The organism is Butyricicoccus faecihominis (assembly GCF_024462775.1).
In the GTDB taxonomy this organism is placed as follows: Bacteria; Bacillota; Clostridia; order Oscillospirales; family Butyricicoccaceae; genus Agathobaculum; species Agathobaculum faecihominis_A.
Window position 1 is genome coordinate 22592 of record NZ_JANGCE010000031.1, and the last position, 19224, is coordinate 41815.

General features: G+C 57.9%; 17 protein-coding genes and 3 tRNA genes. 17 read left to right on the forward strand and 3 right to left on the reverse strand.

Translation table 11 applies throughout. The annotated features are described in order from the left end of the window. Positions 1 to 34 precede the first annotated feature (34 nt). The 12 genes from NE562_RS14155 (at position 35) to NE562_RS14210 (ending at position 9018) form a co-directional block, all read left to right on the forward strand. Positions 35 to 469, forward strand: a complete 435-nt coding sequence (locus NE562_RS14155) for a DUF1934 domain-containing protein (RefSeq protein WP_280963084.1) — start codon at positions 35 to 37, stop codon at positions 467 to 469. A 41-nt stretch (positions 470 to 510) separates the two neighbouring features. Continuing rightward, a complete protein-coding gene (argS, locus tag NE562_RS14160; protein ID WP_280963085.1) occupies positions 511 to 2208 on the forward strand; it encodes an arginine--tRNA ligase in 1698 nt (565 codons plus the stop codon). Between the two features lie 21 nt (positions 2209 to 2229). After that, the gene (locus NE562_RS14165; protein ID WP_280963086.1) at positions 2230 to 3666 is read left to right on the forward strand and encodes a S41 family peptidase; all 1437 of its coding nucleotides are present in this window, start codon (positions 2230 to 2232) and stop codon (positions 3664 to 3666) included. Between the two features lie 52 nt (positions 3667 to 3718). Then, entirely contained in the window at positions 3719 to 4744 is a 1026-nt protein-coding gene (locus NE562_RS14170; protein ID WP_280963087.1) for a hypothetical protein, read from the forward strand. A gap of 43 nt (positions 4745 to 4787) precedes the next feature. Further along, on the forward strand, positions 4788 to 5759 hold the full coding sequence (gene prmA / locus NE562_RS14175; protein WP_280963088.1) for a 50S ribosomal protein L11 methyltransferase: 972 nt from the start codon (positions 4788 to 4790) through the stop codon (positions 5757 to 5759). 60 nt (positions 5760 to 5819) lie between these two features. After that, positions 5820 to 6545 carry a 16S rRNA (uracil(1498)-N(3))-methyltransferase gene (locus tag NE562_RS14180; protein WP_280963089.1) on the forward strand — a complete coding sequence of 242 codons (726 nt, stop codon included), beginning with the start codon at positions 5820 to 5822 and terminating at the stop codon, positions 6543 to 6545. Positions 6546 to 6567: 22 nt separating this feature from the next. Beyond that, complete coding sequence (locus NE562_RS14185) at positions 6568 to 7350, forward strand: hypothetical protein (protein WP_280963090.1); 783 nt, start codon at positions 6568 to 6570, stop codon at positions 7348 to 7350. Between the two features lie 82 nt (positions 7351 to 7432). Next, the gene (locus NE562_RS14190; RefSeq protein ID WP_280963091.1) at positions 7433 to 8206 is read left to right on the forward strand and encodes a transglutaminase domain-containing protein; all 774 of its coding nucleotides are present in this window, start codon (positions 7433 to 7435) and stop codon (positions 8204 to 8206) included. Positions 8207 to 8292: 86 nt separating this feature from the next. After that, a tRNA-Met gene (locus NE562_RS14195) sits at positions 8293 to 8369 on the forward strand. Positions 8370 to 8378: 9 nt separating this feature from the next. Continuing rightward, positions 8379 to 8453: transfer RNA gene (locus tag NE562_RS14200), tRNA-Glu, on the forward strand. 3 nt (positions 8454 to 8456) lie between these two features. Beyond that, positions 8457 to 8532 (forward strand) — tRNA-Val (locus NE562_RS14205). A 237-nt stretch (positions 8533 to 8769) separates the two neighbouring features. Next, on the forward strand, positions 8770 to 9018 hold the full coding sequence (locus NE562_RS14210; RefSeq protein ID WP_280963100.1) for an AbrB/MazE/SpoVT family DNA-binding domain-containing protein: 249 nt from the start codon (positions 8770 to 8772) through the stop codon (positions 9016 to 9018). Positions 9019 to 9426: 408 nt separating this feature from the next. Here NE562_RS14210 and NE562_RS14215 read toward each other — a convergent pair whose 3' ends face one another. The 3 genes from NE562_RS14215 to NE562_RS14225 all read right to left on the reverse strand — a co-directional run bounded on the left by NE562_RS14215 (position 9427) and on the right by NE562_RS14225 (position 13149). After that, the gene (locus NE562_RS14215; protein WP_280963092.1) at positions 9427 to 10719 is read right to left on the reverse strand and encodes an MFS transporter; all 1293 of its coding nucleotides are present in this window, start codon (positions 10717 to 10719) and stop codon (positions 9427 to 9429) included. 27 nt (positions 10720 to 10746) lie between these two features. Continuing rightward, on the reverse strand, positions 10747 to 11694 hold the full coding sequence (locus tag NE562_RS14220; protein ID WP_280963093.1) for a sugar phosphate isomerase/epimerase family protein: 948 nt from the start codon (positions 11692 to 11694) through the stop codon (positions 10747 to 10749). A gap of 156 nt (positions 11695 to 11850) precedes the next feature. Next, on the reverse strand, positions 11851 to 13149 hold the full coding sequence (locus NE562_RS14225) for an ABC transporter substrate-binding protein (RefSeq protein WP_280963094.1): 1299 nt from the start codon (positions 13147 to 13149) through the stop codon (positions 11851 to 11853). Positions 13150 to 13282: 133 nt separating this feature from the next. Here NE562_RS14225 and NE562_RS14230 point away from each other — a divergent pair, with 133 nt between their 5' ends. The 5 genes from NE562_RS14230 (at position 13283) to NE562_RS14250 (ending at position 19059) form a co-directional block, all read left to right on the forward strand. Then, entirely contained in the window at positions 13283 to 14908 is a 1626-nt protein-coding gene (locus tag NE562_RS14230) for a sensor histidine kinase (RefSeq protein WP_280963095.1), read from the forward strand. After that, positions 14896 to 16470, forward strand: a complete 1575-nt coding sequence (locus NE562_RS14235; protein ID WP_280963096.1) for a response regulator transcription factor — start codon at positions 14896 to 14898, stop codon at positions 16468 to 16470. Before NE562_RS14230 ends, NE562_RS14235 begins: the two co-directional genes overlap by 13 nt. Before the next feature lie 35 nt (positions 16471 to 16505). Beyond that, positions 16506 to 16889: a winged helix-turn-helix transcriptional regulator gene (locus NE562_RS14240; RefSeq protein ID WP_419196013.1), complete on the forward strand. Its 384-nt coding sequence runs from the start codon at positions 16506 to 16508 to the stop codon at positions 16887 to 16889. Positions 16890 to 16997: 108 nt separating this feature from the next. Continuing rightward, complete coding sequence (locus NE562_RS14245; protein ID WP_280963097.1) at positions 16998 to 18182, forward strand: iron-containing alcohol dehydrogenase; 1185 nt, start codon at positions 16998 to 17000, stop codon at positions 18180 to 18182. A gap of 58 nt (positions 18183 to 18240) precedes the next feature. After that, entirely contained in the window at positions 18241 to 19059 is an 819-nt protein-coding gene (locus NE562_RS14250; protein WP_280963098.1) for an aldo/keto reductase, read from the forward strand. Positions 19060 to 19224: the final 165 nt, after the last annotated feature.

Genomic DNA, 19224 nt, shown 5'->3' on the forward strand with positions numbered 1-19224 from the left:
GAGTTGGGAATTGGGAATTTAAGGAAGTTTATATATGAAAAAGGATGTTTGGCTGTCGATCCTGTCCACCCAGCAGTTTGAAAACTGCGATGAGGAGCAGATCGATCTGGTCACCGCCGCGAAGCTTTACAGGCGCGGCGGAAAATACTATATTATTTATGAGGAGAGCGAACTGACCGGCCTGAACGGCACGCTGACCACCGTCAAGCTCGAAGGCAAGTCGGTCTCGCTCATCCGCACGGGCACCTATCCCTCCCGCATGCTGTTTGCGGAAAACCAGCGCCACGTCGGCCTGTACCAGACCCCGATCGGCACCAGCATGACGATCGCGACCCACACCTCGCACGTACGCAACACCGTGGGGGAAAACGGCGGCGAGCTGATTCTCGACTACACGGTCGAGGTAGACAACAGCGTGATGGGCGAGCATCACTTTGAGATGACGGTCACATCGGAGCCGCTGGCGTAACGCCGGGCGGGGTAAATAAAGAAAATTTGGAGAGTGAAACCATGAACGCATATGAATCCGCACGGGCCGAGGCAAGGCGCGTGGTCGAAGCCGCCTGCCGCAAGGCCGCCGAAGCCGGAACGCTTCCGGCGGGCGACCTGCCGCCCGTTACGGTCGAAACGCCGAAGGACGCCTCGAACGGCGACTGGGCCTGCACCTTTGCCATGCAGTGCGCAAAGCCGCTGCACATGGCCCCCCGCAAGATCGCGGAGGCGATACGCGACAATTTAGAGCTCGCGGACAGCTGCTTTGAAAAGGTCGAGATCGCGGGGCCGGGCTTTTTAAACTTTACCTTGGCGCAGAGCTGGTATGGCGACGCCGTGCGCGCGGTGAGCGAGCAGGGCGGGGATTATGGCCGCACGGCGGCCGCGCGGCCGGAAAAGGTGATGGTCGAATTTGTTTCGGCCAATCCCACCGGGCCGATGCACATGGGCAACGCCCGCGGCGGCGTGCTGGGCGACTGTCTGGCCGAGGTGCTCGACTGGGCGGGCAACGACGTGACGCGTGAATTCTATATTAACGACGCGGGCAATCAGGTGGACAAGTTCGCCCACTCGGTGGAAGGCCGCTATATACAAGAGGTGCGCGGGGAAGACGCGGTCGCGTTCGATCCTTCTTGGTATCAGGGCGACGATATCAAGGCGCTGGCCCACGATCTGGTTGAAAAATACGGCGACAGCCTGCTGGACAAGTCCCCCGAGGAGCGCTTTCAGATCATCGAGGGCTATGGCCTGCCGACCAACATCGCCCGCATGGAGCGAGACCTGAAGCGTTATAAGATCGATTACGACGTTTGGTTCCGCGAAAGCGAGCTGCATGGCTCCGGCTATGTCAAGAAGACCATTGACCTTTTGACCGAAAAGGGCGCGACTTACCGGACCGAGGACGGCGCGCTTTGGCTGCGTTCCACCGATTTTGGCTGCGATAAGGACGATGTGCTGTGCCGCGCGAACGGTTTCTACACCTACTTCGCGGCGGATATCGCCTACCACCGCAATAAGTTTGAAAAACGCGGCTTTGACCGCGTCATCAACATCTGGGGCGCGGATCACCACGGCCACGTCAAACGGCTGCAATGCGCGCTCGACGCGATCGGACTGGACGGGTCGAACCGCTTGGAGATTGTCCTGATGCAGCTGGTTCGCATGATGCAGGGCGGCGAGGTCGTCCGCATGTCCAAACGCACCGGCAAGAGCCTGACGCTGACCGACCTGCTGGACGAGATCCCGGTGGACGCGGCGCGCTTTTTCTTCAATTCGCGCGCGGCCGAAACCCAGATGGAGTTCGACCTCGATCTGGCGGTGCGTCAGGATTCGGATAATCCGCTTTATTACGTGCAGTACGCGCACGCGCGCATCTGCTCGGTGCTGAAAAACGCCGCCGAAAGCGGCTTTGCGCTGCCCGACCCGCAGGCGGCCGACCTGTCCGTGCTGACAGGCGCGGACGAACGCGCGCTGATCAAGGTCATCGCGCTGCTGCCGGAGGAGATCGCGCAGGCAGCGGCTGTGCGCGATCCTTCCAGACTGAACAAATACGCGGTATCGCTCGCGCAGCAGTTCCATCATTTCTACAACGCCTGCCGCATCAAGGACGACGACAAGCGCGTGCGCGACGCGCGCCTGACGCTTTGCATGGCGGCCCGGCAGACCATCAAAAACGTTTTGCAGATCATTGGCGTAGAGGCCCCCGAGACAATGTAAGGGCGGGAAGGAAACAATTTCGTGAAAGCACTTGCCAAGAAACTGGCCGCGCTGGCGCTATCCGCCGCGCTGCTGACCGCGCCGGCCGGCGCGGTGACCGCCGACGGACAGAGCGAAACGTGGTTTGACGGCGTTTGGGCGCTGATCAACAGCTTTGGTCTGAAAGCGGAGGACAACCCGTATATTTTACAAAACTATATCAACAAATACCTGACCGAGCACCCGGAAGAATTATACGATGTTTTAAACGACATCCTCTCGCTGATGGACACGCACTCCATGTATCTGTCCGCGGAGGAATATTCGCAGGGCTTTTCCTCGGTCGAAGGCTTTGTCGGCATCGGCGTCGGCATGGAGCAGACGGCGAACGGCGTGCGCATCGCCGAGGTCATGCGCTATTCGGCGGCGGAGGAAGCCGGCTTGCAGATCGGCGATATCATCGTCGAGGTGGACGGCGTGTCTGTTTTGGATACGCCCCTTGCCGACGTGGCGGAAAAGCTGCGCGGGCAGGAAGGCACGACGGTTTCAATCACCGTGCAGCGGCAGGGGCGCGGCGTGACCGTCACCTGCACCCGCCGCAAGATCAATGAGACCTATGTATCGAATAAAACGCTCGCGGAGGGCATCGAATATATTAAGGTGACCGCGATGGGGTCGGAAAACGACTGGAAGGCCTTTGAGGAGATCTGGAACGGCCTGCCCGGCAAGGGCGCAAAGGCGGTCGTGCTGGATCTGCGGGGCAACGGCGGCGGCGTGATCGACGTCGCGATCCAAATGGCGAACGCCATGGTGCCGAATGCCGATGTGTATCTCGCCGGCGTACACTGGCGCGAGGACATGGGCGGCTTGACCCGGCATTATTCGACGGGCAGCCAAATCCGCATGGATAAGATCGTCGTGCTGGTAGACGGCGGCACCGCCTCGGCGGCCGAGCTGCTGGCGGGCAGCCTGAAGGAAACGTCGTCCGCCACGCTGGTCGGCACCAAAACCTACGGCAAGGGACAGGGCCAGTTCCATCTGGAACTGGTGAACGGAGATAAGCTCGTGATCACCACGCTCGATCTGGAATTGCCGAAAAGCGGCACCTATGAGGGCAAGGGCATCCAGCCCGACGTCACGGTCGAAAACGAGCAGGTCACGGTAAACGCGGCGGCGCTTAAGCCGCTCGATACCAAAACGCCGCTTTATTTCGGCGACAGCTCGGAAGGCGTGTACGCCATGACCGAACGGCTGCATTTGCTCGGCCTGCTCGGCGGCGCGCAGCAAGCGTTCGACGGCGACGTGCTCGACGCGGTGGCCGCTTTCCGGCAGACCTATGAGATGGCGCCCGCGCAGTATGCATCCCCCGAGATGCTGGATGCGCTGGATGGGGCGATGCGCTCGCTGGACGGTCAGACCTATGTGCTCGATTCACAGCTTCAGCTTGCGCTGGAAATGTGCCGCCTTGCGATCAAGTAAGCGCGGCGGCAAAATGATGAACGGTCCGCGCCGCGCGCGGAGAAAGGAAAACATGGATACCATTCCTTTGTGCCACAGTCTGCAAACCATATTGACCGGGGAGGATGAACTGCCGCTTTACGCGGCGCGGCCCGCCGGTTTTGCGGCGGCGCTCGCGCCTGACGGGGCGACCTGTACCCGCTGGGCGGAACAGTTGAGCCCGCTGCCTGTGGGGCTGCCGCTGGTTTGCCCGCCCGCGCCCGACCCGGACGCGATCGAGCGGCCGGTGACCCTGCGCTATATCGAGGATTGCAAGCGGGCGTTTCGTCCGCTGCTGCATGATGACGCGGCGTTTTACTACGTCTCCGGCGCGGAGACCTTTGCCACGCTGCGCGCGGCCGTGCTGGCGCTGACCGATCTGACCGGCCGCACCGTGATTGCGGAACTGGAGGCGACGGGCGACGAGGGCCGCCTTGCGGACGGCACGGAGGTGCGCGCCGCGGTGGGCGTATTGCAGCGCATCGGCGTTACAACGGTCATCCTGCGGGCGGATCGGCCCGAAGCGCTTTCCGAAGCGCTGACGGAGACCGCGCCTTATGCGCGGCTGTCTCTGGGGGCGTGCGTGCGCGCCCAGTGGCTGCGGGATGGGCTGCGGCTGCCGAGCGTGGAGCTGCTCCTTCCCGTGCCGGGCGAAAGCGGAGAAGCGCTGCTTGCGCTGATCGGCGAGCCGCCCGCCGTGCCGCGCGACCATGATGATTTTATTATCGCGCCGGACGGCACGAACGCGCATTTTATCGATCCGACGATTGATGTCTCGGACGAGATCGAATGCGGACACCGCTTGGGCGAAGCCCTGATTGAAGCGGAGGACGACGCGGGCGCTTTAAAGCTGGTGCTCGAAAGCGAGGAGGACGTCGTCGCGCTGGAGGAGCACCGCTATATGATATCGCGCCCGGTTTGCCTGTGCGCGGAATCGGCCGAGCTGCTGGAGCAGGGGCTGCGCGTCTACCCGGGGCTTGCCCTGTACGACGGCACATGGGAGCAGCCGGAAGAAGTTCTTCATTATTTGGAACATAAGTACGGGCTCATCCGTCTATAATTTTTGGCTATTGCGCGCCAAGACGGCGCAGGGAGGGAAACTGTTGGACTGGAAAGAGGTAACGATCTATACGACGACCGCGGGCATCGAACCGGTAGCGGATATGCTCCTGCAAAACGGGGTGGAAGGCTATGTGCTGGAAGATGCGGCGGATTTTCAGGATTTTCTCGCGGATACAGAGATATACTGGGACTATGTCGACGAGGATCTCATGCGCGAAAAATCCACGCAGGAGACTTGCCTCAAGATTTATCTGCCGCAGGATGAAGCCGGGGCGAAGCAGCTCGCGGCCATCCGCGCGGCGCTGGAAAACCTGAAAGCGCGGGACGAGGGCAGCGCTTGGGGGCGGCTGTGTTTCGATACCGCCGTCACCCGTCAACAGGATTGGGAATGGGGCTGGAAGCAGTATTTCAAGCCCTTTCCGGTCGGCAAAAGTTTTTTGATCAAGCCCTCGTGGGAAACGGTGGAGGATGCGGCGGGCCGCCGCATTTTGGAGATCGATCCCGCTTCTTCGTTCGGCACGGGCACGCATGATACCACGCAGCTTTGCATCGCGGCGCTGGAAGACACCGTGCGCCCGGGCGACGCCGTGCTCGATATGGGCACGGGTTCGGGCATACTGGCAATCGCGGCGGCCATGCTGGGCGGCGAAGTGCGGGCCGTGGCCGATATCGACGCGAACTGTTTGAAGACCGCGCAGGAAAACGCGGAGAAAAACCATGTTTCCATCGGGCAGGGCTTTTGCGGCGACGCGGCGCGCGACGCCGCGATGGCGGAAAAGCTCGGCACGGGCTATCAGGTGATCGTGGCCAACATCGTGGCCGATGTCATCATCGGCATGGCGCGGCTCTTTTGGGATAAGCTTTCGCCCGGCGGCACGCTCATTTGCTCGGGCATTTTAAACGAGCGCGCGGACGAGGTTTGCCAAAAATTGACGGAGACCGGCTTTGCGATCGTCCACGCCGCGCAAAGCGACGATTGGAGCGCGTTTACCGCCCGGAAAAACGCTGTTTGAACGAGTACTTGCAAAATGGCCGAAGATTTGTTAGAATAGGAAAGGATTTGTGCGAAACACATGCCGAGATTTTTTGTGACGGACAAACCGAAGAACGGCGTGATCACCCTGACTGGGGAGGATGCGCACCATGCCTGCCGCGTGCTGCGGCTGCGCGAGGGCGAGGCCATCACGTTGTGCGACGGCGCCGGCACCGATTACGAGTGCGAGATCGCGCTGGCGAAGGAGAGCGGGGTTCAGTGCCTTGTTTTATCCGAACGGCCGTCGTCCGGCGAGCCGGAACAGCATATTACGCTGTATATGGCGCTGCCCAAGGGCGATAAGATGGAGCTGATCGTACAGAAATCGGTTGAGCTCGGCGTTCGGGAGATCGTTCCGTTTCTGTCGGCGCACTGTGTGTCGCGGCCGGATAAGACCGAAAAAAAGGTGGCCCGGTGGCGCAAAATCGCGCTGGAAGCGGCGAAGCAATGCGGAAGAGGCTGCATTCCGCAGGTGCATGAGGTGCATTCGGTCGAAAAAACGATCGAAAGGGCCGCTTTAGCCGAGACAAGGCTGTTCTTTTATGAAAACGAAAAACACACCGGCCTGCGCGACGTTCTGTCGAACGGCGTAGGGCGGAGCGTATCGCTGGTGATCGGCCCGGAGGGCGGCTTTGCCCCCAGCGAAAAGGATGCCGCGGAACGGGCGGGGCTTGTGAGCGTATCGCTCGGCACGCGCATCCTGCGGTGTGAGACCGCGCCGATCGCGGCGCTGGCCGCGGTGCTGTATGCCGGCGGCAATATGTAAGAAGAAAAGGGAGTTGAGAGCGTTGGCCAAAAGCAATACGAGCAAAAAGCCAATCAGCCAGGAAGAATATACAACAAACAAGGTGCTCACTGTGTTTACCGTGTGCCTGATGGGCGTGCTGCTGCTCATGATCTTGCAGCGGCTGCTGGATTACGCGAACACATGGGCCGTGGGCATGGCGGTGCAGAAGGGACTGCTGGTGCTCGGCGCGATCGGCGTCCTTTGGGGCCTCTACCTGCTTGTGTGGGAGCGCACGGGCAAGCGCAGCGCGGCGCGCCGCATCATATGCGGGCGCAACGTGCTGATCGTCAGCGTGGTGATGGTGCTCGCGATGAGCGTGATCGGGTATTACGGCGTGCAGCCGATCAAGGCGCTGTACGTCATTTTGCCGGTATTGGCTGTCTACTATCTGGTGTTTCATTCCTATGCGCCGGAATTTTTCTGCATCGCGCTTTACAGCGGTGCGGCGGTCGGCCTGATCTGGGTCGTGCGCCGGGCGCAGGTATCTGATTCGCATCCGAACCTTGCGTTTATCGCGGCGGGCGTGATGGCGGCAATCGCCGTGATCGGCCTGATCATCCTCGCCGCCGTGCACGGCAAAAAGGGCCGCTTTACGCTGGGCGGCCGTAAGGTTGATCTGAGCTTCAGCCGCAATGCCTACGGCATGCTGGTGCTGACGCCGGTGCTGATGACCGTGCTGGCCGTTCTGGCCGCCGTGGTGCCGAGCATTAGCTTGATCTGCATGGGCGTTGCCGCGGGTTATCTGTTTATCACCGCGGTCTACTACACGGTAAAGCTGATGTGATCGTAAGAATCGATCGGAGCGGGCGGCGGAGGTCGTCCGCTTTGTTTACGGCAAATCACGATACAAGCGGGGAGGGTGCGGCATGAAGCGGTTTGGCAAGGCGCTGATTGTTCTGGGCGCGGTCGCCTGTGTGGCGCTGTACTTACTATACCCGCGCTTTGCGGCGGCGCGGGTGCAAAACCCCTATGAGGCTGCCGCGATGCTGGAAACGGCGCTGCGCGCCGGTGATACCGGTGAAACCGTGTTCCGCACCGAAGAGATCAATCTGGACGACGTGTATACCGCGCTGGAAGCGATCTATCCGTATTCGTTTGCCCTGCGCGCGACCACGCGGCCGGGCGGCACAACCGCGCTCGTGGTCGAGGTCTCGCGACCGGTGCGGCAGGATGAGGCCCGGCAATATGCCAAAACGCTGGCCCAAAGCGTCGTCACCGAGGATATGGACGAAACCGCCAAGCTGCGCGCGCTGCACGATGCGCTGATTCGCCAGTGCCGCTACGATACCGATACGGCGGAGAGCGAGCGCCGTGTCGGCTCTTCCGCGCCGTTTGCGGCCGATGGCGCGCTTTTGGATCATAAGGCCGTGTGCGCGGGCTACGGGCGCGCATACGCCATGCTGTGTGAAGCGGTAGGCATTCGCGCGGTCTATGTCACCTCGGAGGAGATGGATCACGGCTGGAATGCTGTGCGGCTGAACGGAACCACCTATTATATCGACTGTACCTTCGACGACCCCGTGCCCGACCGGGGGGAATATGTCTTTTCGGAGTATTTTATGCGCACCGGTGACGAGCTTGCCAAAACGCATGTTTGGGATCGCTCGTTTTATGAACGATTACTCGACAACCTCGGATAAAATATTTTAAAATTTTTCTTGACAATCCCGCATGTGTGGCTTATAATAAGATACGTCGCCGACGAACGGTCGACAGGAGAGAAAATGGCGGTATAGCTTAGTTGGCTAGAGCGTCCGGTTCATACCCGGAAGGTCATTGGTTCAAGTCCAATTACCGCTACCACTTTTCTTTGGCCCGTTGGTCAAGCGGTCAAGACACCGCCCTTTCACGGCGGTAACGCGGGTTCGATTCCCGCACGGGTCACCATTTGGGAGTTTAGCTCAGCTGGGAGAGCATCTGCCTTACAAGCAGAGGGTCAGCGGTTCGAGCCCGTTAACTCCCACCATCAAAAAAGACGCCTTGGGGCGTCTTTTTTGTTTTGCAGGTGCAAAACAGACTGGGCTCATCATGAACCAACCGGCAGAGGGTCAGCGGTTCGAGCCCGTTAACTCCCACCATCAAAAAAGACGTTTTGGGGCGTCTTTTTTTGTTTTTTATGGATACGGTGGGCCAGCGGGAGGAAACATTTACCGATTGCATAGATAGGCTATATATGGTACAATTTCCTCTAGAGGTGATATGTGTGAAATCCACGGGAATGGTTAGAAGAAGTGATGAGCTTGGGCGGATTGTGATACCGATGGAGCTGCGCCGTACATTGGATATAAAAATCAAGGACGCGCTGGAGATCTTTGTTGACGGGGAACTAATCGTTTTGCAGAAATACGAACCGGCCTGTATTTTTTGTGACAATGCAAGGGATGTTATCCGGTTTAAAGGGAAAAACGTTTGCCCGGACTGCTTGAAAGAGATGACCAATGTTAATGCATAAACCAAATCCCCGGAGCGCCTGAAGGCGCTCCGGGGATTTCAGCGTGTCAAAGAACCCTTCGCGCCGCAGCGCGTATAAAATAGGATTTTGTTTTAAGAAACAAAATCCATAAAAACCGGGAGCATGTATCTCGGTTTGCTCTCATTTAATCGCCGCACGGCGGCGGTCAGTGGATAGAGGCCTACGGGCTATACAAACCGACTTCAAGTGTGCCTAAAAGGCGCGCGCAGAAGCCGGAATCTCGATCGAAATGGGGCTTTGTTTCGATCGACAGACTGTCAAAAATAGTTTTTGACAGTCTGAAATCCCCGGAGCGCCTGTAGGCGCTCCGGGGATTTGTCAAAGAGGGAAAAAAGGGTGAATCGGGCCGTTCGCGATCAGTTTTGGCGACGCACTGAGTGGGATGCGTCAGCCTTGCGCGGTTTCGGCCTGTGCACGGTGCTTTAGGATGCGGCGGCCCAACAGGGTCGTCATGAAAATGCCCAAAAGAGACAGGCAGACCAGCAGGGCGAAAATGATCATATACGCCGTGGTGGGGTCGAAATGATCGATGATGGCGCCGAATACGGTATAGCCCCAAAGCTGCGGAGAATAGCCGATAAAGGAGGCGACCGACATGGCGGCAGCGCCCATTTCCGCGGGAACGTTGGACTCGCCGATGGGCGCGAAGTACACGCCGCGTACCAAATAGCAGAACACGGAAATGATCATCAACACGATCATCGCCGGAATGACGAGGGTGGAGGTCTTGGGAATCAGGAGAGAAACGGCCAGCATGGCCGCCAGAATGATATAGCAGAAGCGCATCCAGTGCGCGCTGGTTTTAAACTTTTGATCCGCGAAAATGCCGGATACCGGGCCGGATATGAAGCGGACCACCGAGGTGTTGACCAAGCCGAAGATGCCGACCATGGCTGCGGGCAACAGATAAACGGACTGCAAATAGGGAACGAAGTAGGTGCTGACCGCGGTGAAGGTCGCGTAAACGCACGAGGCGGCGATGCCGGTCATCCATATCTCCGGCATTTTCAGCGCCTTGATCAGACCGGAGAAGGCGATCTTGGTTTTGCCTGCGCCCGTCTTTACTTGGATCAAATTTTCTTCCGGCACGATGAACCAAACGAGAAGCGCGGATACCAGCGTGACCGCCGCGTTGAACACCATGGCGGCCTTGATGCCGAAGAACGTGCTGCCCAGAACCGTATAAAGGATGATGCAAACGCCGTTTTGCAGGAAATCCGCTAAGCCGCGGCCAAATTCCAGAAAGCCGAAGGCGGTCGCCTGTTTATCCTCTTTCGCGACCGCGCGCACGCTTTTGAGAACGGTTGCCCAGTAAAGCGGTTCGGTGAACAGACCGATGATGATGAAGCAAGGCAGCAGCAGCGCGAAATTGGTGGTGGGCGTGAGCGCGATAAACAGGCCCACCGCGCCGACGATCAGCGTATCGACGGTCAGTACCTTGCGCGCCGAGAAACGATCCTGAATCCAGCCCAGCGGCACGTTGCCAAAGGTGGACATAGCGCCGATGATTCCCATCAAAACGCCGAACTGCGCGTGCGAAACGCCGAGCGCATCGACGTAGGGATTGTATAGCACCTCGCGGATCGCGTTGAAGGAATAGATGATCTGGCTGTTTGCAACAATGATGATAAAGCGAATGAGTGTTTTCCGATCAAAGCCTAACCGGCTTAAAATGTTCATAAAAAGGCATCCCCCTATATTGCCGCCTTACAGCGCGCCGCGGTAGTCTTCCACCAGTTTGCGCAGGCGCTCTCCCGTTTCTCGGGCGCGGGCCAGATACCCCGTATCCGTGGGATCGTTGCTGGAAACCTCTAAAACGATCGGATACTCATAAGGCGACTGCGCGACCAGCTTGGCAAAGCCGTCCCAGTCATACTTGCCCTCGAACGGCAGGCGGTGCTGGTCGCAGTGGGTCATTTTGATATCGTCCTCCCAGCAGTCCGGGGACTGAAGCCCGATGTTGTCCGAGGTGTGGATGAAGAACATGCGGTCCACATAGCGCTTGGGCAATTCCAAGCAGTCGGTCTTGCTCGTGACCAGAGCGTGGCCGGTATCGCAGCAGTAGCCGAGGAAATCGCTGTCATACCGGTCAAAGAGCAGATCGAATTGATAGATCTGGTGTTCGTTCGGCGTGCCGAGCAGGTTTTCCACGCACAGCCGCACGCCGCGCGTTTTGCAGTAAAATTCCAGCTCGTCAAAGGATTTGCAGACCTGCGCGTAGTAGCGGTCGCGGGAGGACGGGTCTTCTTCAAACGCGCGGTAGGGCAGCTGCATGTGCAAAACGATCTCGGACGTGTCCAGCAGATACGCCATGTCCACGCGGTTTTTGATCAGCTCAACGCCGGCAATGCGGTTAAACTCGTTTTCCGAGGTGTAGTCGCGGCGGTTTTCGCGCTCCCAACGGTATTTGTACTTGCCGAGCACATTGGTGCGGTGGTGGCCTTCGGTGGCGTGGATGCCCTTCATTTTCAGGTTGTATTTTTCCATCCAGCCGCGGATTTGCAGCATCTCCATTACGGAGTAAGTGTACTCGCCATCCCAGTTGTGGCACCAGTGCACGTGGGAAAAGCCCGCGTCCGCGATCGCCTTGAGGCAATCCTCGATCTCGTAGATGTTTTGGCTCTCTCCGAGCCAATCGGTGTTGAATGCTAACATTGCAGCGACATCCTTTCTTGATTACAGTGAAGTGTTTTTAACAGGGGCTTTGCTTGGATGTATTTAGCATACAGGCCGACGCGGCAATGCAAAATGGAAAAACTATAGAACAAAGGGGGAATAAAATAACCCCGCGGGCATACCCGCGGGGTTATTTTATTGGGAAAAGTGGAAGGCGGCGGCTTGCGCCAGCGCTTCCGGGGTGTCGGCGGCGCGCTCGGCCGCTGACACATCCTCGAATAAATACGTCATTTTTGTGCGGATGTCGGCGGTGACCGGGAGGAAAATGGTATAATCCAGCATGTACATCGATCCGGTCAAAAACGCATTGTTATGAAATACCGCGTTCTCCGCGGCCGAAACAGAGGTCGGCAGGTGGTAGGTGGTCACACAATGGTTGACGGAGTTTTGACTATCCGCAAACGCAATGGTGAGGATTTCTTCGATGTCCTTTTGGTGGCGGCTGCCGGAATCGATGACATATACCATGGGGTGGGAAATGGTGATGGGCCGCCCGCCTTGCCGTACGGCGGGGAACAGAATGGGCACGTACTGCTCGATTACATCGTCCGCCAGCGCGCCGCATTCGATCATCACGTCGTACAGTGAATAGCTGGCGCCGAAATACACCGCCGTATCGCCGCTGGCGAACGCCTGATTGACGGCGACCCATTCCCATTCGGTCAGATCGGGCGGCAGCAGTCCCTCCTGCGTCAGCGATTGATAAAAGCGGAGCATTTCCGCATAACGTTGTTCGTCAAAGGTGATGGAGCCGTCCGGCTTGCCCTCCAGCGCGCCATAGGCGCTGGCAAGCATATAGAAAAATTGGCCGTTCGGCGGGCGGTGCAGCAGGCCGTACCGAAAGCCGCCCTGCGCTTTCGCGGCGCGGGCGATATCGATCAGCGCCTCCATGGTAAACTCGCCGCGCGCGGTGCGTTCGGGCAGGGCCGAGGCTTCCGCCGCCGTGTAGCCCGCGGCGCGCAGCGCGTCCTTGTGGATAAAAACCATCTGCACGTCCAGATCGATCGGCATGCCCCAATATTGCCCTTCGTATTCCACGCTGGACCAAACGGTGGGGAAGTACTCCTGCTGAAACAGCTCGCCGCGCAGCAGTTCGTCCATAGGGGCGATCACGCCGCCGTCCGCCAGCGCGCCGATGTATTCGTGACCGGTCGCAAACAGGTCGAGCCGTCCCTCCTCGTGCCGTTTTTCGCAAAGGGCCTGATACTCATCCCAGTCCGCGTCGCGGTATTTTTCTACTTGCAAGGCATAGGGACGGTCCGGGTGCCGCGCGTTAAAGGTCTGAACGGCTTGGTACAAATTCGTGTAGCGCGTATCCTCATAGCCCCAGTTTAAAATATTCAGCTCGGTGATCTGGGCCTGCCGCCTGGAACAGCCGCACAGCAACGTAAGGCAGGCCGCCAGCGCCAGCGCCGCCGCGTTTTTCGCTTTCATCGGATGATCCACCCCCCATTAATTGCTTTTATTGTACAGGATGAGCGCGGATTTTGCAAACTGCTTGAGCGCTTGGGCTGCGCATGCTATAATAGCGGTAAACAATGCGTATGGGCGGAAGGGATATGAAGCTATGCGGACACGGTCGATTCGCGGCTATCTGATGCAGTCCCATCTGCGTATCTCGGCTATTTTGATCGCCGCTATTTTCGTGCTTTCCATTTCGGCCATGTTCCTTACCGTGCATTTACAAAGCGCGGGCCACGCGGCCGAAAATGCAGAGGTGCTGCGCCGGTCCGTCGAACGCTTTTGGGAAGCGTATGAACAGCAGGGCAAAACGCTAAACCGCAGCCAAAGCATCCGCACCTATTTGGCCTATGCCGCGCAGGGCGGCATGGAGGATGCGGAAACCGCGCCGCCCGAGCTGCCCGGCGGCGTGGCGCTCTATGATCTTGGTCGGCAGATCTACCCCGAGACCCGCTATCCGGCCGCGCTGCCCGAAACTGCGCAGACGCGGCAAACCTTCGTGCATACCCTTTCAGAAACACAGATCGGTTACTTTACGCCGTTTTATAATTTTACAGGAAGCGAGGTGCTGGGCTACCTCTGCTTTCCTGTTCCGCTCGAAAGCCTGAGTCGTTCCGTGCGGCAGGCCATGCCCGAAACGGTGGGCTATCAGGTGTGCGACAGCGCGGGCCGGGTGCTGCTTGACGTGCAGCGGGGCTACCGCTATGTGCGTGAAGCGGCGCATGATACGCAGGGGACGGCCATGCCGTGCACCGCGTCGGTCGATATGGAAAGCGGCTACCAGTCGGTTCTGTTGTTGCTGCTGTGCCTGATCCCGATCAGCGTTTTTGTTTTCGCCGTCAGCGCGGTATTTTCCCGGCGCATCGCGGGGCGGCTGATCCAGCCGATCAACTCGCTCATCGCATCGATCAAGCGCAATGAGATGGGCGATCTGGGATATGTCAGCATTTATGAGTCCGAATTAGAGGAAATCGACCTATTGTCCCGTTCGTACCAGTCGCTCATGGCGCGCATCGGCGAATTGATGGATAAAAACCAAAAGGAAAATTTACTGCGCATCGAATCCGAACTCGATGTGCTGCAAGAAAAGATCAATCCGCACTTTTTGTTTAACACGCTGGAACTGATCAGCAGCCAAGCCATTTTGGAGGACGCCGATCAAACCGCCGTGCTGACGCAAAAGCTGGGCACGTTGTTTCGCTATAACCTGCGCGCGCCCGATGTCATACCGCTAAAGCGCGAGCTGCAATATGCCAAAGACTATCTGTACCTACAGAACGTGCGCTTTAACCACTTGATCCGCTGCGAATACCGGGTGGACGACCGGTTGCTCCGGCAGCCGGTGCCTAAGCTGACGCTGCAGCCGCTGCTGGAAAACTGCTTTCAGCATGGCTTCGCGGACAGTTCAAACCAACCGCATCAAATTGACCTGACCATTTGCGCGCAGACGGAGCTGCTGCGCATATGGATCGACGACGACGGCGCGGGCATGCCCCCTGAACAGCTTGCGCAGCTGGAAGCCGCGCTGCGGCAGGACGCGGAGAATTTTGCGCATTTCATTCAGCGGCGAGAGCATATCGGCTTGCGCAATGTACACGCGAGGCTTTGCTTGCAATACCATATCGGCAAAGCGATTTGGCTGTCGCGCAGCCCGCTCGGCGGCGTGCGGGTGGAGATATGCATCCCGCGCATGGAGGAGGAAAAAGGAGGGGATGGCCCGTGCTGCGTGTGATCGTGGTGGACGACAATGATTTGATACGTAAAAGCATTATCAAGCGCGTGGATTGGGAAGGGCTGGGCCTTGTCTGCGTCGGCGAAGCCGCGGACGGGCACCGGGCTTATGAACTGATCGAGGAGCTGAAGCCCTCTATCGTCATTACCGATGTAAAAATGCCGATCGCGGATGGATTTTATACCATCGGGCGCTGTCACAACAACTTTCCGGAAGTGCAGTTTATCATCATCAGCGGCTACGATGATTTTGTCTACGTCAAGCAGGCGATTCAGCTCAACGTGGTCAATTACATATTAAAGCCCATTGATTCGGACGAGCTGATCGAAACCCTGAAAAAAGCGCGCGATCAAGTATACCAATACCGAAGCGATCGGCAGGAACGGCAGCAAACACAGGTATACCGCAGGCATTATCAGGAGCAGCGGGTCGCAAACCTGTTCCAAAGGTTTTTTACCTATAAAATTGATTATATGGACCTGCAAGAGCAGCTTGATCAGGCTGGCTATCCGCTGCGCAATCCCTGCTGCGCCTGTGTGTGCATCAATTTTTGCGCGCCCGGCGGAGACAGCGCGCACACCCTTACCACCGCCGCGACCGCGCAGCTTGAACAGGCGCTGGAAGCGCTATATCTTTTTAGTACCTGCAAGCTGCTGCATGTGTATAAAAATATCTATGCCGCGGTGTGTACCTACCGGGAGCGCGCCCCGCTTTCAGCGGCCGTGCGGGAAAAGACGTATCAGGCCATCGCGCAGGGGTTTCGGCTGGACGGGGAAACCAAGCTATGGCTTTCGTGGAGCGATACGTTGGAATGCGCGCAGCTGACGCAGGCGTATCAGCAGTGCTTACAGCGGATGTTCAACCGCTTTACACAAACGGAGCAAACGGTGTTCGTCGGCCCGGCACAGGGCGGGGCGAGCGTTGCGGGAGCCCTGACGCCGTTGCTTGACCGGCTGGAAATCGTGCTCGATCTGCATTTGAAGGGCGAGGGAAAAGCTGCGATCCGCCAAATCGTCGCACAAACCGCGCAGTCCCCGCGGCTGATCTTAGAGTATTTGCCGCGCGTTTTTCTCATGCTGGATGGAAAGGTGGACAACCGCTTATCGATTCAGGAATTTGATCCTTCGCTGCAAAAATACCATCTGCTTCGGTTTTATGATCTCCCCCAGATGGAAGAAACGCTATGCCGGCTTGTGGACAGCATTGTTTACCCGGCGGAAACGATCGATATCGGCGCTCAGGTGATCGCCTATATCGATAGATCTTTTACGCAGCAGCTGACGCTGCGCGAGCTGGGCGATCTGTTCCATGTCAACCATATTTATCTGGGGCAGCTCGTCAAGAAAAAGACGGGGATGCTGTTTAACGCTTACCTAAGCAGGCTGCGGTTGGAGCGAGCCAAGGAACTGATCGAGGCCGATCCCTCCATTGTGCTCAAGGACCTCTCCTACTCGCTCGGCTTTGCGGATTCGCACTATTTCACCAAGGTGTTCAAGCAAAACGTCGGTCTGACGCCGACCGAATACCGCGACCAAATGCTGCAAAACCATAGCCGTAAATAAGGGCCTAGCAAGCGGCCGGAGAAAGTAGGGAGCGTATGATGGAAAAGATAACCGTGGCAAGCGAAATGGAGATCACGCTAAAGGTGATCGGCGGCAAGTGGAAGCCGCTGATCTTACACTTATTGCAGCACGAGGGCGCGAAGCGGTATAATGAGATCTTGCGTTTTTTGCGGGAAGCGCCAAAGAAAACTTTAACCGCCCAACTGCGCGAGTTGGAACAGGACGGCATCATCGAACGTACCATCATTCCGACCGTTCCAGTTGGGGTGGAATACGCGGTGACCAAGCATGGAGAAACGCTGTACCCCATTCTGGACGCCATGTGCGATTGGGGCTATGAAAATGTGGGAGACCGCTACCGGCTTACACACGCTACCTGCGCCGGGGATGAAAAGGGAAAAAGCGATAAGGGCACATAAAAGTGCGCTGGGGAATAAAAAGTGCCTTCTTGTGTTATTTCTCATACGGAGCTATACTGTGATCGTAGCAAGGAAAGTTGCGAATGAGACAAGAGGAAGGTGTCGTTTATGTATGATTTTGAGTATTTTGCCCCAACCAAGGTGGTCTTTGGCAGGGGAGCGGAAACGCGGACCGGCGCGCTGATCAAGGCGCAAAACTGTAAAAAGGTTTTGATCCATTATGGCGGCGGCAGCGTCAAGCGGTCCGGCTTACTCGATCGCGTCAAGGCTTCCATGGATAAGGTGGGGATTGCCTATGTGGAGTTGGGCGGCGCGGTGCCTAATCCACGCCTGTCTCTGGTATATGAAGGTATTGCGCTGGCCAAACGGGAAGGCGTGGATTTTATCCTAGCGGTGGGCGGCGGCAGCGCGATCGACTCGGCTAAGGCGATTGGCTACGGCGTGGCGAACGAAGGCGATGTTTGGGATCTGTACGAGCACACCCGCACGGCGGACGCTTGTTTACCGGTGGGCGTGGTGCTGACGATCGCCGCCACTGGCAGCGAAATGAGCAACGGCTCGGTCATTACCAAGGAAGAGGGCATGGACAAACGCGCTTACGACGATGATCTGGGCAGGCCGCGCTTTGCCGTTATGAATCCGGAACTGACCATGACGCTGCCCGATTACCAGACCGCCTGTGGCTGCGCGGATATTTTGATGCATACCATGGAGCGCTACTTTACCTCCGGCGGCAATATGGAGGTGACGGACAGCATTGCGGAAGCGTTGATGCGAACGGTCATGAAAAATGCAAGGATACTGGTACGCAACCCGATGGACTACGACGCGCGCGCCGAGGTGATGTGGGCGGGCAGCCTGTCCCACAACGGTCTGACCGGCTGCGGTAACGATGGCGGAGATTTTGCCACGCACATGCTGGAACACGAGATCGGCGGCAAGTACGATGTGGCGCACGGCGCCGGGCTAGCCGCGATCTGGGGCAGTTGGGCGCGGTACGTGTACCTTGATTGCCTGCCCCGTTTTCATCGCTTTGCGGTCAATGTGATGGGGGTCGAGGATGGCGGCGCGCCTGAGGCGACCGCGCTGAAAGGCATTGAGGCGATGGAGGACTTTTACCGCGAGATACACATGCCGACTTCCTTCCGGGAATTAAAGCTAAACCCGACGGAAGCGGAAATGCGGGATATGGCGCACAAATGCAGTCTGGCAAGCGGCGGACATAAGGGCTCCGCCAGCGTGCTGTATGAAACCGACATGTTTGAAATTTACCGTATGGCAAGCGAACGCTAAACGCGGCGCGCCGTCCCGGCGAGCGCGGCATACGGACCGGACAGGAGGAAAAATAACGATGCAGTATGTAAAGCTAAACAGCGGCGAAAAAATCCCGCAGCTGGGCCTTGGCGTATTTCAAACGCCGGACGGCGCGCAAACGGCAAATGCGGTCAAGTGGGCGCTGGAGGCTGGCTACCGGCATATTGACACCGCGCGCTTTTACGGCAACGAACAGAGCGTTGGCGACGGATTGCGGGAAAGCGGCGTTGCGCGTCAGGATATTTTTCTGACGACTAAGCTGTGGAACGATGATGTACGCAAGCGCCGTGCGAAGGAGGCCTTCTCGGAAAGCCTTGCCGCTTTGCAGACCGACTATGTCGATCTGTACCTGATCCACTGGCCCGTGGACGGCTTCGAGCAGGCGTGGGCCGATATGGAGGAGCTTTACGCGGCCGGAAAGATTAAATCCATCGGCGTGAGCAACTTCAATCAAAGCCATTTGGAGCGGCTTGCGGCGGTCGCCAAGGTGCGGCCCGCTATCAATCAAATTGAAAGTCATCCGTATTTCAACAATCAGGCGCTGATCAACGCATGCTTCCGCCAAGGGATCGCGGTCGAGGTTTGGAGCCCGCTCGGCGGCAACGGCAGCAACCTGCTCAAAGACGAGGTGCTGGGCGAACTGGCGCGGAAATACGGCCGTTCCACGGCGCAGATCGTTCTGCGGTGGGACATTCAGCGAAATGTTGTGGTCATCCCGAAATCCGCGCATCGGGAGCGCATCGTTTCCAACATGGCGCTTTTCGACTTTGAACTGAGCGAAGAGGATATGCGGGCGATCGACGCGCTGGATAAAAATCAGCGCGTGGGCCCGGACCCGGACCATATTGATTTTTAAGCGTTGCATACAAAAAGATCGCGCTGCGAAAAGCAGCGCGATCTTTTTGTTCAGCGTGTCAAAGAACCCTTCGCGCCGCAGCGCGCATAAAATAGGATTTTGCCGCAAGAGCAAAATCCATAAAAACCGGGAGCATGTATCTCGGTTTGCTCTCATTTAATCGCC